Annotated in this window: 12 protein-coding genes; 6 read left to right on the top strand and 6 right to left on the bottom strand. The window is 32.9% G+C overall.

The genetic code is table 11. The annotated features are described in order from the left end of the window. The first annotated feature begins 12 nt into the window (after window positions 1–12). On the top strand, window positions 13–810 hold the full coding sequence (locus tag Q0893_RS00695) for a T9SS type A sorting domain-containing protein (RefSeq protein WP_299271862.1): 798 nt from the start codon (window positions 13–15) through the stop codon (window positions 808–810). A gap of 7 nt (window positions 811–817) precedes the next feature. Here the strand turns inward: Q0893_RS00695 and Q0893_RS00690 are convergent, their stop codons facing one another. Both Q0893_RS00690 and Q0893_RS00685 read right to left on the bottom strand, forming a co-directional pair. Then, window positions 818–2755 carry a tetratricopeptide repeat protein gene (locus Q0893_RS00690; RefSeq protein ID WP_299271861.1) on the bottom strand — a complete coding sequence of 646 codons (1938 nt, stop codon included), beginning with the start codon at window positions 2753–2755 and terminating at the stop codon, window positions 818–820. 55 nt (window positions 2756–2810) lie between these two features. Then, window positions 2811–3545, bottom strand: a complete 735-nt coding sequence (locus Q0893_RS00685) for a LytTR family DNA-binding domain-containing protein (RefSeq protein WP_298901472.1) — start codon at window positions 3543–3545, stop codon at window positions 2811–2813. 700 nt (window positions 3546–4245) lie between these two features. Here Q0893_RS00685 and Q0893_RS00680 point away from each other — a divergent pair. The 4 genes from Q0893_RS00680 (at window position 4246) to chrA (ending at window position 10573) form a co-directional block, all read left to right on the top strand. Beyond that, complete coding sequence (locus Q0893_RS00680; protein WP_298901473.1) at window positions 4246–5235, top strand: ribonucleotide-diphosphate reductase subunit beta; 990 nt, start codon at window positions 4246–4248, stop codon at window positions 5233–5235. 213 nt (window positions 5236–5448) lie between these two features. Further along, window positions 5449–7932, top strand: coding sequence for a ribonucleoside-diphosphate reductase subunit alpha (locus Q0893_RS00675; RefSeq protein WP_298901474.1), 2484 nt, complete (start codon window positions 5449–5451; stop codon window positions 7930–7932). A 481-nt stretch (window positions 7933–8413) separates the two neighbouring features. Then, window positions 8414–9091, top strand: a complete 678-nt coding sequence (locus Q0893_RS00670; RefSeq protein WP_299271860.1) for a hypothetical protein — start codon at window positions 8414–8416, stop codon at window positions 9089–9091. 342 nt (window positions 9092–9433) lie between these two features. Continuing rightward, complete coding sequence (gene chrA, locus Q0893_RS00665; protein WP_299271859.1) at window positions 9434–10573, top strand: chromate efflux transporter; 1140 nt, start codon at window positions 9434–9436, stop codon at window positions 10571–10573. Here the strand turns inward: chrA and Q0893_RS00660 are convergent. The 3 genes from Q0893_RS00660 to Q0893_RS00650 all read right to left on the bottom strand — a co-directional run bounded on the left by Q0893_RS00660 (window position 10570) and on the right by Q0893_RS00650 (window position 15025). Next, on the bottom strand, window positions 10570–11292 hold the full coding sequence (locus tag Q0893_RS00660; protein WP_298901476.1) for a DUF6503 family protein: 723 nt from the start codon (window positions 11290–11292) through the stop codon (window positions 10570–10572). The two genes, chrA and Q0893_RS00660, sit on opposite strands and share 4 nt — an antisense overlap. 118 nt (window positions 11293–11410) lie before the next feature. After that, window positions 11411–13738 carry an inorganic phosphate transporter gene (locus tag Q0893_RS00655; protein WP_298901477.1) on the bottom strand — a complete coding sequence of 776 codons (2328 nt, stop codon included), beginning with the start codon at window positions 13736–13738 and terminating at the stop codon, window positions 11411–11413. Between the two features lie 81 nt (window positions 13739–13819). Further along, complete coding sequence (locus Q0893_RS00650) at window positions 13820–15025, bottom strand: porin (RefSeq protein ID WP_299271858.1); 1206 nt, start codon at window positions 15023–15025, stop codon at window positions 13820–13822. Between the two features lie 399 nt (window positions 15026–15424). Between Q0893_RS00650 and Q0893_RS00645 the strand changes: the two genes are divergently transcribed. Next, window positions 15425–15781 (top strand): nicotinic acid mononucleotide adenyltransferase, encoded by a 357-nt coding sequence (locus Q0893_RS00645; RefSeq protein WP_298901479.1) that lies wholly within the window; start codon window positions 15425–15427, stop codon window positions 15779–15781. Window positions 15782–15867: 86 nt separating this feature from the next. Here the strand turns inward: Q0893_RS00645 and Q0893_RS00640 are convergent, their stop codons facing one another. Further along, entirely contained in the window at window positions 15868–18696 is a 2829-nt protein-coding gene (locus Q0893_RS00640; protein WP_299271857.1) for a TonB-dependent receptor, read from the bottom strand. Between the last annotated feature and the right edge of the window lie 58 nt (window positions 18697–18754).

Raw genomic sequence — 18754 nt, 5'->3', positions numbered from 1 at the left:
CAATACTAAATTATGAAAAAAATATACCTATTTACTGGATTCTTATTGATAACCACATTCTGTTTTTCTCAAGGCTATGAGTTTGGCATTATTCATAATGGAGGCTATAGTTTTTCTATAGTAGCAACCCCAGATTTTGATGCTTCCGACACAGATGTATCTGACCTTGGATTAACGATAATGCTACCAGCAGGGAACACTGATATCACAAACCTATCAATGTTTAACGGACGAACATGGACAGCTACTGAAGTTACTGCTGAACAATTAAATTCCTTTGGCTTGGGAGATGGATCCCGAGATGGATTTGTTTTAAACTTACCACCAGGACAAAGTATAATATCTCATACTGTTGGTGAACAAATAACCTTGGTGATGTTCGAAGTTAGTAATACTCCAACTAGCGGCGAGATAAGAATTTTGAGTAATTCTGATGACATTGCATTGGGACTATCAGGTACATTGGATAGTTTTTACAATGCAAATATAGATGGTACATTAACTCAAAACTATTTTACAGCGTTATCTGATGGACTGGAGAATTTTGTGTTTTCAACTTTAAGTTTAGACGACGCAAACCTTACAGAGCAAGCCATTATAGTTTATCCAAACCCAGCAAAGGATTATATTAGAATAGTTACATCTCATGTGATAAATGCAATTGAATTATATAATGTGTTTGGAAAACAAGTGTTGACAGATAATCAAAATACGACTACATTGGATATACGGCGTTTTCAGTCGGGTATTTATTTTTTAAAGATCTGTACTGATAAAGGTGAATACTTAAAAAAAGTTATAGTTAAATAATAGAGAGTTAGGCTGTTTGCAAGACACTTGATCGCGTTGGAATTTCTACAATAACCTTAGTGCCTTTAGCCTTTCTATTATCGTCATATAAGTCTTCAATAGCAATGCGATAATCATTGGTGTAGCCTTTAGAAAAATTGGCTAATCGGGCTTTAGTAATGGCGATACCAACAGATTTCCGCTTGAGAAGTTTATCTCTATTAATTTTTTCGGCCTCCTGTCTTCCAATACCATTATCTGTAATTGAGATGCTAACAAAGTCATCTTGTTTACGATACACGCGCAGCGTTATGCGTTTGTCATCTTTTTTTGATGATAAACCATGCCACAACGCATTTTCAAGAAAGGGTTGTAATACTAGAGAAGGTACTTTTATATTGGCAGTATTTATATTATCATCTATTTTGATTTCGAAATCAATTTCATTAGAAAATCTGATGTTTTCAATATTCATATAAAGCTGCATAGTATCTAATTCATCTTCTAAAGAAATCTCTTTTTCCGAAGAAGCCACCAAAATTTTCCGTATCAGTTTAGAGAATTTATTTAAATAGTATACGGCATTCTCTTTTTCATTATTTATGATATATAATTTGATAGAATTAAGAGAATTAAAAATAAAATGCGGATTCATTTGACTGCGAAGCATATCCTGTTCTAAGGTCAGTATTTGTTTTTCCTGTTGTAACTGGCGATGTCTATAAAGAGATACTAAAATACCTACGATAATAGCTAAGGCTAACATGGAGTACCAAAAAATCTTTTGGTTACGCTCTAGCTTTGATTTTACAATGAGGTTTTCATCTGCTAGAGCCTTAATTTCTTTATTTTTAGCCTCATTTTCGTATTGAATAATAACATCGTTAACATAGCGCAAGTTACGATCGTTATTGATTGTTTTTTCAATAGTTACAGAGGCTTTATAATGGTCTAATGATAATTGATAATCTTTCGTTTTATAATATAATTCTGAAAGATGTTTGTCGGCTTCAACAATAGATGAGTTGAGGTTATATTGTTTAGCCACTTTGAGTCCTTCTTTAAGATTGTCCTCAGAAGCAGACAAGTCTCCAAGTTCTTTCTGTACCCAACCAAGATTAATGTATGATGCTGCGATATAGAATTGATCATTAATATGTAATGCTTTGTCTAGAGCCTTTTCAATAATCACTTTGGCATCTAAATACTTGAGTTGCTTGATATAAACTTGTCCGATGCTGTTGTAACAAATCACTCGACCCAAATTAGAGTTTATCTGTTCGTTGTATTCTAAGGATAGTTTATAGTTGCGAAGTGCGTTTCCAAACTCACCTTGAGCTTCGTATGCATATCCAATATTTTGATAATTAATGGCTAATCCTAACCTGTTTCCCGCTTTTTTTTCGATTTCTAGTGATTTTTCAAACTGTTTTAGGGCCAAATCGTATTGCTCTAAAATAAGATAGATATTACCAATGCTATTTTGTGATACTGCAATATTATAGGATATCGTTGCCGATGGATGGTCAACAGATCTCGAAATATCTAAGGCCTTAGTATGAAAATCTAAAGCAGGTTTTACTAAGTCCATTCTACGATAAGCAACACCAATATTATTTAAGCTCACCACTTTTAACTCTGTGTTATCTGAAATATCAGCTAATGTTTTTGCTTTTTTGTGCGCTTCAATAGACTGTTGATAGTGTGATATGTTTCTGTAAAGAGCGCCTAAGGCATTTAAACCGTAGCTTTCGGCTTCTGGGTAATTAATGCTACTGGCTTTATTGATTAAGGTCTTAATTTTTACACTGTCTCTCAAATACGGTTTAAAAATAGAATCAATGCGTGTATATTGTTTGGGTTTTGAAGATATTAAACTAGCAATATCCTGTTCAAATTTTGATTGTTGATTTTGACTAAAAGAATCGTTTGAGCTAAAAAGACACAACATTAGTATAGCTATCAATAATCGATGGCTAAGTTGATACGTTGTATTTGAATTAAGGCGTTTCAAATGATAATTATAACTTTTCTAAAAAGTCAGATTTACGTTGTCTTGCAACGGGGATTTTATGATTAGACTCCATAACAACATAACCTTCATTTTTAATAAACTCTTTAATTTTATTCAAGTTAATAATAAATGAGTTATGTATTCTGAAAAAATAATGATCTGGCAGAATAGCGTTAACTTCTTTAAGTTTTTTCGTAATAACAATGTTTTGTTGCTTTGTAGTTACAATAGTGCTGTAATTACCATCAGATTCAACATATAAAATATCGTCAATATCTAAGAAAATTAACTTGCCATCTGTATTAATGGTAATTTTTTTCTTGTCGAAACGCTCGTTAAAACTTAGAAGTACGTCTTCAATCTTTGAAGAATTAACCAACCTAGAATTAAACTTTTTGATTTTTTGAATGGTGTCTTCTAAATCGTCGGAGTCTATTGGTTTTAATAAATAATCTATAGCCTCATGCTTCAAAGCTTTAATGGCATATTCGTCATAGGCTGTTGTGATGACAACGGCAAAGTCTTTATTAGATAATTTTTCAAGAAACTGAAACCCATCCATAGTTGGCATTTGTATGTCCAAAAACAGGCAATCTGGCGTATTGTTGTTTAGATACCCAATAGCTTCTTCGGGATTAGAAAACGTTTCTATAATTTCAATGTCTTCACTAAAATTGGTGAGTTCCCATGACAATCCTTGAATTGCTTTTGGTTCGTCATCGACTATAACTGCTTTAATCATAGTATCAAATATAAAATATAATACAATAACATGTTCGTATTATGTATAGTTAGCACTATTTCCTGTGTAATGTGTTTTAAAGTTTGTATTTGCTCTTGGTAAGTACCAATTATACACTTTTTATAACCAACCATACAAATGGAAACTTTAGGTCTTAAAATATTTATCATATTTGAAATGAAATTAAGATGACCAATCAACTTAATCGAAAAATATAGAGTGATCGTGGGGATTCACTTTTTGATTAAATGCTATTAATCATTAAAAAAGTCAGGCTCACACCTGACTTTTTTTAATCTTAATTTCGATTAACACGACTTCACATTAGTAAATAGTTTTAGTTAGTTTAGTTAATTATTAGGGATAAAGAGAGCATTTCAATGCTCTCTTTTTTTGTTTGGTTTTAATTCGATTTTTCAGATTATAAACTTATAGTAAACATCACTTGTGACTGCGTATTTAATAGGATAATACTTACGTTTTCGTGATAACGAAATATTTTGTAACTTATTGATAATCAATTAAATAAAATTATTTTTAACAATTCTTTGATTTTTTTGCTAATTCTCTAATTGTTAAAAACTTGTTGAAAAGCTTTCCGAAAAAACACTGAAATATCTCATACATTTTTGAATCTTTGTTAGTCCCAAATCACACTAAAATTTTCAGCTTTTTTTTTAATTTAAAAAACCAATTTAATATGTCTCAAGTTGTAGAACCAATTTTACAAGAAAACAAAGATCGATTCGTGATTTTTCCAATTCAGCACCATGATTTGTGGGAATGGTATAAAAAATCTGAAGCTAGTATGTGGACTGCCGAGGAAATTGATCTGCACCAAGATATTACAGATTGGACAGACAAATTAACAGACGACGAGCGCTACTTTATTAAACACGTTTTGGCCTTTTTTGCAGCAAGTGATGGTATCGTAAACGAGAATTTAGCTGAAAATTTCGTGAATGAAGTACAATATAGCGAAGCCAAATTTTTCTACGGTTTTCAAATTATGATGGAAAACATTCACAGTGAAACCTACTCATTACTAATTGACACGTATGTAAAAGACGAAAAAGAAAAAGCTAAACTATTTAATGCCATTGAAACTTTCCCTGCTATTAAAAAGAAAGCAGATTGGGCCTTAAAATGGATTGAATCTCCAAGTTTTGCTGAACGTTTAATTGCTTTTGCAGCAGTTGAGGGTATTTTCTTTTCAGGATCTTTTTGTTCTATATTTTGGTTGAAAAAACGTGGTTTAATGCCAGGTTTGACGTTTTCTAATGAGTTAATTTCTCGTGATGAAGGTATGCATTGTGATTTTGCTGTGCACTTACACGAACATCACTTAGTAAACAAAGTATCAAAAGAACGTATTAAAGACATTATTGTAGATGCTTTAAATATAGAAAGAGAGTTTATCACAGAATCACTTCCTGTTAGTTTAATAGGAATGAATGCTAAACTTATGTCACAATATTTAGAGTTCGTAACCGATGGACTATTAGCAGATTTAGGTTGTGAGAAAGTTTACAATACAGCAAATCCTTTCGACTTCATGGATATGATTTCGCTTCAAGGAAAAACGAACTTCTTCGAAAAACGTGTATCTGAATATCAAAAGGCAGGTGTTCTTAATAAAGAAGAAGAAGAAAATAAATACGACTTTGGCTCAGATAATTTCGATTTCTAGAGCTTAGAGTAAATCAAAGACAGAAGTATTTTAATTGGCATATCGTTTCCGTAGTTAATCAACTTCAGAATATAGTAGTACAGCCAATTTTAATTTCAATATAAAAACCTAATTAATTAACAAGCTATAAATCAACTTCCTGTAGGTTTATAGTTCCAACTAACCCTTTTTTCTGAACCCTAATTCAGAAAAGAACTAAAAAATGTGTAAAGTATGTATGTAGTAAAAAGAGATGGAAGAAAAGAACCTATCATGTTCGACAAAATTACGTCAAGAGTACGTAAATTATGTTACGGACTTAACGAACTTGTAGATCCTATTAAAGTAGCAATGCGCGTCATTGATGGATTATATGATGGTGTAACTACAAGTGAATTAGATAATTTGGCTGCAGAACAAGCAGCAACGATGACAACCGCACATCCCGATTATGCACGTTTGGCAGCTCGTATTTCAGTCTCTAACCTACACAAAAACACAAAGAAGACCTTTAGCGAGGTCATGACAGATTTATATACTTACGTTAACCCAAGAACAGGAAAAAAAGCACCACTATTAAGTGATGAGGTATACAACGTAATCACCGAAAATAAAGATAAATTAGATTCTGCTATTATCTATAATCGCGATTTTGGTTACGATTATTTCGGGTTTAAAACCTTAGAGCGTTCTTACCTTTTAAAATTAAATGGAAAAATTGCTGAACGCCCACAACATATGCTTATGCGTGTCTCTATTGGAATTCACCTTAATGATTTGGATGCCGCTTTAGAGACCTATGAGTTAATGTCTAAAAAATACTTTACACACGCAACACCAACATTATTTAACTCTGGAACTCCAAAACCTCAAATGTCATCTTGTTTCTTATTAACAATGAAAGATGATAGCATTGATGGTATTTACGATACATTAAAACAAACAGCAAAAATTTCTCAATCAGCTGGCGGAATAGGATTATCTATTCATAATATTAGAGCCACTGGAAGTTATATCGCAGGAACCAACGGAACAAGTAATGGTATAGTGCCAATGCTTAAAGTGTTTAATGATACTGCACGTTATGTAGATCAAGGTGGCGGAAAACGTAAAGGAAGTTTTGCAATGTATATCGAGCCATGGCATGCCGATATTATGAGTTTCTTAGACCTTAAGAAAAATCATGGTGCAGAAGAATTACGTGCTCGCGACTTGTTTTATGCAATGTGGATGCCAGATTTGTTCATGAAACGTGTTCAGGAAGATGCTGAGTGGACACTCATGTGCCCTAACGAATGCCCAGGTTTATGTGATGTGCATAGCGAAGAATTTGAGGCATTATATACAAAATATGAAGCCGAAGGTAAAGGTCGTAAAGCTATAAAAGCGCGTGAACTTTGGGAGAAAATTTTAGAATCTCAAATTGAAACAGGAACACCTTACATGTTGTATAAAGATGCAGCAAATCGTAAGTCTAATCAGAAAAACTTAGGAACAATTCGTTCGTCAAACTTATGTACAGAAATAATGGAATATACCTCTGAAGATGAGGTTGCTGTATGTAATTTAGCATCAATTGCATTACCAATGTTTGTTAAAAATGGCGCGTTTGATCACAAAGAATTATTTAGAATTACAAAACGTGTAACTAAGAATTTAAACAGAGTTATCGATAGAAATTACTATCCAGTAAAAGAAGCCGAAAACTCTAATTTCCGTCATAGACCTGTTGGATTAGGAGTACAAGGTTTGGCAGATACATTCATTAAATTACGTTTACCGTTTACAAGTGATGAGGCTAAAAAATTAAATCAAGATATTTTTGAAACCCTTTATTTTGCAGCTGTAACAGCAAGTATGGAAGAGGCTAAAGCCGATGGTCCTTATGAAAGTTATGAAGGATCACCAATTAGTAAAGGAGAATTCCAATACAACCTTTGGGGTATTAAAGATGAAGAATTGAGCGGACTATGGGATTGGGCGAAATTACGTAAGCAAGTATTAAAGAATGGTGTACGTAACTCATTATTAGTCGCACCTATGCCAACAGCATCGACGTCTCAAATTCTTGGAAACAACGAATGCTTTGAACCATATACTTCTAATATCTATACACGTCGTGTATTATCTGGAGAATTTATCGTTGTAAATAAGCATTTATTAGAAGATCTTGTTGAACTAGGTCTTTGGGATGAAGGTTTGAAAAATGAAATTATGAGAGCAAATGGATCTATTCAAAACGTAGATAACATTCCTCAAGATATAAAAGAGCTTTACAAAACAGTTTGGGAGTTGAGCATGAAAGATATCATTGATATGTCTCGCCATAGAGGATATTTTATAGATCAATCTCAGTCACTTAACTTGTTTATGGAAGGTGCAACAATGGCAAAATTAACATCTATGCATTTCTATGCTTGGAAAAGCGGATTGAAAACAGGAATGTACTACTTGCGTACTAAGAGTGCTGTAGATGCCAAGAAGGTTACCATTGCTAGAACAGAAAAAACGGAGCCTGTTGCTGTTGCTCAAACGCAACAAGTAGTCGTAGATAATGTTGCTCAAAAGCAACAAAAAGCTGCCGAAACTGCTGCAAAGTTTGCAAAACAAACAGCAGAGAAAGTAGAAGTAGAACCAATGAGTGCAGAAGAAATGAAGGCATTAATTGCTCAAGCTAAAGAAGGCGAAGGTGATGACTGCTTAATGTGTGGTTCTTAGTAATTAAGTGTTAGATAAAAAGCACCTCGAAAGAGGTGCTTTTTTAATAAAAGATTGAATGTTAAAAACATGTTGAAAAGCTTTAATCTAATAATTTTTCAATCTAACCTAGTAAAATTAATTTTGATAAGAGTAAGTAACAGATTTTATTAATGATAAATAATTATATGCGAGAATAAGACACAAAAAAAAGGGATACTGGAAATATCCCTCTTGGTAATTTTTTCTAAAAAAAGCTTGACCGGCAATTTTTTCAGATTAATAGCGAAACATTAGAGACTTCTCATCTCCTATTTCTTCTTCAAAGAAACGAAATTAGATTATTTCTGCCAAGTTAAATTATTTCCGTCAAATATAAATAGTTGAAAAAGCCTATGACATAAGGCTTTATGAACCTTATAATTTATCAACTATTTTAAAAAGTATGTTAATAACTAGAGTTATATATAAAATTAGAGTAACTCTTAAACAAATTAAAATTATGGAAAGAAATTATGTAATTTCAATAAATCAGTTAGCAGATTTTTCTAGAGCTACTGATGCAAAAAAAAGAAGAATTATTAAACAACAAAAAGTTCCAAATAAGTTTTTAGTCGCTTGGTATCAATTAGCAAAATCAAGAATAAAAAAAACGATTGCAAACAATGGAGATTTAAAACCAATATTAGATGGTATAGAAGAGTTAAAAGCAAAAAAGCCTGAAAAACAGAGACAGATAATTGATAGAATGGTTTCATTAGATGCTCTAAAAAGGTTTATTAATATAAAGTTACCTAAGTTATTAAAAGAGATTCCTCATGAGGTAATTAAGAAGCCTAAATCAAAATCTATAATAATTAACGGAGTAGAAGTGATAATTTCTCCAGATGTTATTTTTAAACTGAAAATTGAGGGTAAAACTTATATTGGTGCAGTTAAAGTACATATATCTAAGAATAACGTATTCGATAATCAACAATCTAGATATATATCAAGTCTTATTTATAAGTATCTGAACGAAGTTGTTGCTAAAGAAGATGAAGAAGTGATGAAGGACTTATGTTTATCAATAGATGTTTTTGGAGAAAAAGTAATTACAGTTCCTAAAAATTTAAAAAAGGCAATAGCAGATATTGAGGTTATTTGTGAAGAAGTAAAAGCTATATGGAATGTTGCATAAAAAAGACTCCAAAAAATCTTGGAGCCTTTTTAATGAATTTAAATCTGGAAAAAAGAAATTTCAACCCAGAACCTAATATTTTTATTAGTTGAACATGAGACTTCAAATATATAAAATTGATTAAGCATAAATGAAATTTCATATTTATTAATTAAAATTTGAAATTATGGCTAAGAAAGCTACAATTACAAGACACAGAAGCGCTAAAACTGGAAAGTATGTGACAAAAAAATATGCTGATAGACATCCAAGCACAACTGTGAAAGAGAAAAGAAGAAAATAATTTTCTCGAAAAGCATCTCGAAAGAGATGCTTTTTTTATGTTTGCAAGTATCATAAAAGATGGAAAAAAACCAATCAAAAAAACTTAAAGAAGTTGCTAGTGTATTTTTTAAACTAGGCTGTTTTGCCTTTGGTGGTCCCGCAGCTCATATCGCTATGATGGAGGACGAAATTGTAACGAAGAGACAATGGATGACCAGAGATTATTTTTTGGATTTAATAGGAACTACAAACTTAATTCCTGGACCTAATTCAACCGAAATGACCATGCATTGCGGTCATGAACGCGCTGGGAAATTAGGACTTTTTGTAGCAGGATTATCCTTTATAATTCCAGCGACTCTAATTACTGCAATATTGGCTTATTTGTATGTTTCCTACGGAACATTACCAGAAGTAGAACCCTTTATTTTTGGTATTAAACCTGCCGTTTTAGCCATTATCGCTTCTGCCGTAATTAAACTCGGTAAAAAGGCAATAAAAGGCACAGAACTTGCCATGTTGGGAAGTCTTGTTTTAATGGCTAGCTTGTTGGGTTTGAACGAAATTATTGCGCTACTAACAGCCGGCATTCTTGGAATGCTATATTTTACTATTAAAGAAAAGACTAATAAAAATATTCATAGTATATCACCATTGTTTTTATGGCCAGTTCTTGGAACATCCTTAGTAAAAGTATCAACACTTAATGTGTTTTGGGTGTTTTTAAAAGTAGGTGCCATTCTCTATGGAAGTGGTTATGTGTTATTTGCCTATCTAGATGCCGAGTTAGTTACACGAGGCTGGCTAACAAGAGCAGAGCTTATTGATGCTATTGCGGTTGGTCAATTTACACCAGGACCCATATTATCAACATCGACATTTATTGGTTATCAATTGTCTGGTTTTTATGGCGCACTTGCTGCTACAGCCGGTATTTTTTTACCTTCCTTTTTGTTTGTACTTATATTAAATCCGTTTATTCCTAAAATGCAGAAATCTAAAGTGCTAAGGCATTTTTTAAATGCTGTTAACGTTGCTGCAGTTGCTATAATGTTGGCTGTTTTAGTGATTATGACTAAAGAAACTTTGCTAGATTGGAAAGCTATAGTTATAGCCTTAGGTGCTGTAATTTTAACCTTTAAAACTAAAATTAGCCCTATTTGGGTCATTCTTATTGGAGCTGTTTTAGGTTATATATTACTTGGTTTATTTTCTTAATTAGTGAGTTTATCGGTTCCTAAATACTTATTGTCTTTGTTGTAATACCAAGCTCTAAGTTTTGGAATCTTAATGCCATTAATACTAGAAGTGTCTGTGAGCAAAATATATTCGCCGCTATCTTTTTTTAGAGCGCCTTTATCGTCAGTTTTAAAAAATTGATAAACCTCCATTGCATAGGTTTTTGGGTCGAAATAGAAAAACCAAACATCGCTACCAACGGTTTCATCATAGGAAGCTTTTAGAACCAGATATTCTTTTCCTTTAAATGTTTTACGTTCTACTTTATCGTGGATAATAGTACCTTCATCTTTGAGTTTCATTGGCAAACCATAGAGGTAAGTATAATAGTTTTTGTAAAGTTTGGCACGATCACAAGACAAGTTATGTTCTTTTTTTTGAGCTTCGGAAATAGCACTTTCTCCATTTAATTTTATGGTACAGTCGGTCTTGGCTATCGTGTATTCTGTGGTCGTTGTATCTCTTTTTGCGCTTACATAAAAGAACTCTTTCGGCAAATTAATTTTAATATGACTATCTCTATTTGGATTGTTTGGTGTTTCCATAGTGATATAAAACTCACCGTCAAATTTAGACCAACGTCCTTCAGGATCATGATAGTTAATGGCCTTGTCAAGAAGATCCTTACCTGAGAGTTCTTGGGCGTTTATGAATTGACAACTTAAAAATGAGATGATAACTATGAGCAATGATTTCATAACTGAAAATTTTGAGATACTAAATTAAACTATTTTGAATTACTAGAATTAGAACAAGATCATAGAAACAAAAAAGCCACCTCTTTTAAGGTGGCTTTTTTTCTATTCGAATTGTTGTTTATGATTCTGATCCCGACGCTGAATCTGGACCTGATTCTGATTCTGCAGGAGGAGGCGCTGTTTCACTAATTTTTGCTGGTTCTATGGAACTATCGTGAGAGTTGTAGTACTCTTCTAATAGATTCATAGTTGCTGTTAGTAAATCTTTGGTCTCCAATAATAATCCAAAGTATAATGTTGTGTTTTTTGGACTAGATTCTTCAGTTCTAGTTCTTGCTACTTGTTTTACAATTTTATCAGTAACTAAATCAAATACTTCCTTTTTACGATTTATGATTGATCCAATCTTTTCAAACGAACGCGAATCGAAGGCCTCTTTAGTTTCATTAAATAAAACTTCTAATGTGTCATCAATTTCTTTAAGTTCTCTAATCTGACTAAACTTAAGTTTTTTATGATTGTTATTGATATGCTTGTGACTTGCCTGAGAGATATAATCTAAAGACTGGGTCATATCTTGTAGGTAACCTAAGATATTGATATAAAAACTACTTGCTCTTAAACTAGTTTCGTCCAGGTTTTTAATAAAATAGAAGATGTTATCTCGCAAACTATCAACTTCCGTAGACAGTTTGTCAATTTGTTTTCTATTCTTCTTAAGTAAGACTAAATCTTGTTTAGCAAGACCTTTAACGGCATTGGTGTAAATTCTATTTCCACGTTTTACAACATTAGAAATATTAGAAGCACTTTCATGAATCACACCTTGAACCGAACGACTTCCTGTTTCAGTAAGAGAGTCTTCGTCTAAAGTTTTGTTAGATTTCTTTTTGTGAGCTCTATAATTTCTATACAATAAAAACGCCGTTATCAATAATAAAATAGGAGTCATTACGCTTGGGTTCCAGTTTATTAAGAATACGATAATACCTGCTGCAGTAAATGCACCAAAGGCAGTTCCAAACCATCCTCCAATAACATTTAAAACACCTGCTACTCGATATACAGCACTTTCCGCTCCCCAAGCGCGATCGGCTAATGATGTACCCATGGCTACCATGAAGGTTACATAAGTTGTAGATAATGGTAATTTCATTGATGTTGCAATCGCAATTAAAACACCTGCCACCATAAGGTTAACAGAAGCTCTAATCATATCAAAGGCAGGAGCATCAATACTTTGTGTTTTTGTTAGATTCTCATTTGGTTTATGGAAACTATGTGCGATACGTTCTTGAGTTGCTTTTGGAACGATAGAACTAATAGCTGTAGATAACCAAGATGTTCCTTTTACAACCGCTCTAGAGATGGCATTAGGCTCAAATTTTTCATGTGTTTCACCTTGACGTGATAAACTAATTTCTGTTTCGGCAACCGTTTTCGCTTTTTTAGAAAACCATAATGTCACTACCATGATACCTCCAGCAATAAATAATAAGAAAGGCTCTGCTGGCATTTTCTTATCTAAGACATCCATCATAAATCCAGAAGCAGCTCCACCATCTAAGGTCCACGCTTCATAAGAGTGATAAGCGGCCATTGGCACACCAATAAAGTTTACTAAGTCGTTTCCAGAAAAAGCTAAAGCTAATCCAAATGTACCTACGGCAATAACAACAAGAAGAATACTCTTTTTTGTGATTTGTTGAAATGCATATGAGAATAATGTAAATATGGCAAACCCAATGGCAATAATATAAACTTCATTACCTTCAACATAACCTTTTAAATCTTTGTAATAAGGTGTTCCTTTAAGTCCTTTCATGAAAATAAAGTAAAGGATAGCGGTTAAAGCTAATCCACCAAATAAGGCACCAAAACTCTTCATTTTATTTTCATACTGAAACGTGAAAATAAGCCTCGATATCCATTGCACAAAAGCACCTACACTAAAAGCTATAACCACAGACAAGAGTATACCACTTATAATTTCCATGGCTTTTTTGGTGTTAATATAACTGCCTAAATCTGCCAATGTTTGCGTGTCAGAATGACCAATCTTTATTAACGCCATTACTACAGCGGCACCTAATAAATTAAATACAATAGAAACCGTTGTTGATGTTGGTAAACCAAGTGTATTGAAGAAGTCTAATAGAAGAATATCTGTAATCATTACCGTCATGAAAATAAGCATGATCTCATGAAAACTAAACATGCCAGGAACGAATATTCCCTTACGTGCCACTTCCATTAATCCACTAGAATATACAGCTCCAATAAAAATACCTAAACTTGCTACAATCATAATGGTTCTCATTGAAATTGCTTTAGAACCTATGGCTGAGTTTAAGAAATTAATCGCATCATTACTAACTCCAACTATAATATCGGCAACCGCCAATACCGTAATTGCAATTAACATAAATAAATAAATATTATCCATAATCTTTATAGTTTAAAAAGGTGTGCAAATATCTTTAGAGTATTGCGTTATCGTGTTACCTTATTGTTATGTTTTTATTGTTTAAAAATGAACGTCAAACCCTATTCTAAACGTAATGTTATCATCATTTCCGTCTAAAGTTGTATAGCTAATATCTGACTGTACTTTTAATTTATGACCTAAAATGTATTTTGAAGCACCCAACGTGTACTGTTCTCTAGGTAGCGTTTCTGTTACAGCCTCATAATCTACAGTCGTAAAACGTCCTACGATTTCGTAATTACTTTTAAATAAATAACCAGCTTGAAGATTTACAGCGTTTCCTGTTAATACAATGTCACCAGTTGGTGTAGTACCATCAACATCAACAGCTACTGGATCATCGGCAGTTCGTTTAGCGTATTCTCCCATAAACGAGAATCCATTGTATTTAAACATGGCATCTGCAAAAATCGTTGTCTGATTGGTTTCATACAATGAACCATCAGATTTAAACATATAATCTCCAGCAAATCCACGTTCTCTCACTGCATCTTGATTAAAGTTATATGTAAAACCAACCATAAGTTTTGGTTTTTCCTCACGTTTTAAATCTGCTTGACTATAATCGCCTTTAGATTTAAATTTTCCGAATGGTAAAAATTCAAGACGTGCCGTATACTGTAAACCACCTTCATTACCTTCGGTTACATTACGCCCTTCTCCTTGTGAGATAGATAGTTTTTCACGTATTAAAAAATCGCCTCCCAAATTACTTTTGTGACGCAATTGAATTCCTAAATCACGATCAATATTAAAACGACTGTTAAGTAAAGAACGGTCAATTAGTTGTAAGTTACCCGAAGATACAACACGCTCTACGTTACCAGGTAGCTTTGTCTGACCTGCCCATAATTCCCAGTTTTTTGCAAAATTCCACATAATAACAGCATCTAATATGTAGCGTGGTGTATTTCTGTTAAATTGATTGGCTCCTGAAATATCTCTATTAGACAATCCTAGTTCAATTTTATATTTAAGTTTAGGGCTATAAGCAAAACCATCAAACTTTAAACGTGCACGTCTAACAATGAAGTTGTGATCTGGACTTCCATATTGGTCGCCATCATGATCCCATGATGATACAGAACGAACCTGAAAACGAGGCGCGAATTTTACGCTAAATGAGCTGTCTTTTGCAGTAAAGTTAATGAGGCCTTTTCCAAATGAAGTATCGCTAATTTCTTGAGCGTTTACAAAGGATACAATACACAATAGTAGTGTTAGGGTAGTAAATTTAGATTTCATTATAAGTATTAGTTTTTGTCGCTACAAATAACCAACTCTAATGTTAACTGAATGTTTCCTAATGATTAATTTTTATGTGCATTTTTAAAATAAAAAAGGCTGCTTTTGAAAAAAGCAGCCTCATTAGTAATCATAATTACTTAGCCGACAAAAACTAATAGAATTAACGACATACTAATCGTGTATTAATACACAATTACAAATATCTAGGCGAAACGTAATGTAATTGTAATGCTAATATTATCTAATTATTAAGATTTTTCAAAAATCACAAATAACTAAAAATCAATTAATTATGAATTCAATGTTAATTTAATGTTATGTGAATGTTTAAATATTGTAAATTTTTGCTTAAATTTGATAAGCTATGTTTAACTAATAACCCAAATTCCAATAAAGATGAAAAAATTGTTTGTACTACTGATAATGTTAAGTGTAACTTTCACTTTTGCTCAAGAGCAAAAAAAGGTGGATCTCAAAAAAGATGGCGACTTAACCGTTGCAACCTACTATTATGAAAATGGAGCCATAGAACAAGTTGGTACATTTAATAAAGAAGGTGAACTTCATGGTATTTGGACTAGTTATGATTTAAAAGGAAACAAAGTAACTGTAGCCAATTATAAAAATGGGAACAAAGTTGGAAAGTGGCTGTTTTGGTCAGGTGACAAACTAAGAGAAGTAGATTATGTAGATTCAAAAATTGCTAGCGTTAGCGAATGGACAGATAAAGTTCAACTAGCGGTTAGCAATTAAATAGATATTAAAACACATAAAATAAAAAAGTTCCCAACAGCGATGTTGGGAACTTTTTACTTATAGACCAATTCAAAAAATAAGTTTTAAAACTTATAACTGTATCCAAGAGCTATTTCTGTACCTGGTTCCCTAACTGAGAACAGCTGATCTCTTGTTCCAAAAGACACATAATCACTCTGCCTTTTACTATTTAATATGTTAGAAACTTTAAAATCAATAGAAGATCTCTTGTCTTCTCCAAAGGCTTTGTTCAATGTGAAATTTAAACTATTAAAGGGTTTCGTATATACATCAGGAACCAACCCAATACCTACAACCTCAAGAGTTTCACCTTGTACGTTGTAAAATAATCCAGTTTGAAAACCCGAATCTTGATCATTGTAATCTAAACCAAAATTAATAAGAAAAGGCGCCTGACCTTGTAAGTCTCTTTCTCTATCAATACGCTCACCATCTCTTGCAGCCAATTGCCTACTTTGAAACTCTGCGTCGGACATAGTTAGTTCAGATTTAATAAAAGACACGTTTGCATTAAACTTTAATTTATTTAAACCTTCAGTTATAAACCCTAGACGTTGTCTCACTTCAAATTCAACACCATAAACTTTAGCATTACCTAAATTAGCCACAGTTAATTGCGTTGGCGCTTGTAAAAAGAATGATTGCTCAATGGGATCTTTAAAATCTTTATAGAAACCACTTACGGCAAACATTTGACCATTTTCACCAAAGCGCTCATATCTTAAATCAAAATTGTTAACATAAGTTGGTACTAAGTTGATATTACCAATGAACAAACGATTTGTAATTGGATCAAAAATTCTAGCAACCGACGATTCTTTAAAAGAAGGGCGTGCTGTTGTACGAGAATATGATGTTCTTAAGTTGGAATTATCAGTAACGGTATAGATCAAGTTAGCCGAAGGAAAAAGGTCGAACTCATCTAAAATTGGAGCTCTATCAAATTGCATTTCATTATTCTGCCCTGTGTAAAACGATTTAAAGAGTTCAGTTCTAATACCTACAACCGTTTTCAGTTTGTCTGTTACGTTAAATTCGGCCGAAATATATGTTGCTCCAATATTCTGCTCACCTTCATAAGCATCAATAGGATTAAATTGATCACCAAAAACTAGGAATGTTCCAGAGTCTGTAGTTGGATTCCATATGTTTTGTGAAGCCAATAAATTATCGGCATTTCCGTCGGCAACAAAAGAATCATCACCTTGGATATTAAATGTGTAATCATCAATGCTGAAATCTCTAAACTTATAAGTATAAGCACCACCAAATTTCAGCTTTCCTGGTCTACCAAAAATGTCAACCGTTTTGTCTAAATCAACTTTACCTGCCCAGTTTTCTTCAATGAGATTTCTCCACAATTGAATTGGAAATGTCGATGCAGATGGACTCACAAAGAATTGCCCTTCTCCAGACTGTTGGAATGGTGTAATTCTATGAGCTTTATCCATAACTTTTGAAAATGTTGGAGAGAGTTTCCATTCTAGATTAAATGCATTCTCGTCGTCGCTCAAACGGTGTTTTCCATTAAGCAATAGGTTTGTGATTGAACGTTCTGTATAGGTTAATGAGTTTTTAATTAAAGGCTCAATTCCGCCTCCAACACCATCTTGTGAAATGTCTTGCTCAAAAAATCCAGCCGTCGACTCTCCATTTTGAATATGTAAAAAGTTGGCTTTATATTTTGACTTGCTCGTTTTATAAGTTAAGCCAAGCATTCCGTTAAGAATCACATTATTTATACCTTCAGACCCTCTTGAATTTAAAACAGAACTTAAGTCGTTTACTGAAGAGTCATTAAAGTTTTTTACGAATGCACCATCATTTCTATTTTCATAAAATGTAGTTTCATTCTTGTATGAAAATGAGGCCTGATATCCTATTTTGTTATCACCAATGTCATATTGATTTCCTAAGGTGAAACCAATATCAAAATTCATTCCACTGGTTTCTTGTTTTGCCTGCAGTTCTTTCTGAAATCTATTGGTTAAAGACGTTAATAACAATCTGTTTTCGAACGTTCCAGGAATAGGTTGGTATCTATGAATTGGAAGGTCTCTTGTGCCATCATCAAAACCAAAAAAGTCGGTATCACTTCCAGTATAAGTTAAATACTTGTCGTTAAAGTGCATATCTGGATTATAAGATGTACCTACTGAAAGCGTATATTCAGGTTTAGTAGGGAAATCTTTAGTAACGATATCTACAATACCACCAGTAAAATCGGCTGGGTATTCTGCAGATGCCGATTTCAATACAATAACGTTGTCTAATATATTCGTTGGAAACAAATTCATTTGAATTGTATTTCTATCGGGATCTAAACCAGGAATGTCAATACCATTTAAGATAGATTTGGTATAACGATCACCTAATCCACGAACATAAACATATTTACCGCCTTCAATAGAAACACCAGGAACACTTTTTACAGCACTTGCAAGGTTGCCTGCACCAGAACTTTTTATAGACTGAGCAGATAGTCCATCTAATACGACAACAGATTTCTTTTGTAAATTTAATACTGAATTTTCAGTATTACGCTTTACAGATGTTTGGATAATTACAGTATCTAACGAATTTGTTTCTAAAGTGACATCAAGATGAGTTACCTCTCCAGCTTTAATAACAACATCTGTTATTTCTTGTGTATTGTATCCAACAAATGAGAATATTATAGTATATGTCCCAGGATCTAATTCTAATTCGTATTTCCCATCAAAATCAGAAGTGGTACCAGTTGTAGTTCCTTTTACTAAAATATTAGCAAAGGCCATTGGCTCTACAAACTCACCATCAATTACGTTTCCAGCTACTGTTCCTTTTTGAGCGTTTACAAGATTAATGCTAACCAATAGAAAGAACAGAAGGGAGTAAATGTTTTTATGCATGATTGTTTAATTATTGAAACTATTGCTCGCCGTAATTGGCAAGCAATAGCTTTGTTTT

The organism is uncultured Psychroserpens sp. (genome assembly GCF_947494225.1).
Classification (GTDB): domain Bacteria; phylum Bacteroidota; class Bacteroidia; order Flavobacteriales; family Flavobacteriaceae; genus Psychroserpens.
The sequence above is the reverse complement of the archived record's forward strand: the minus strand, read 5'-3'. Positions and strand labels throughout refer to the sequence as shown.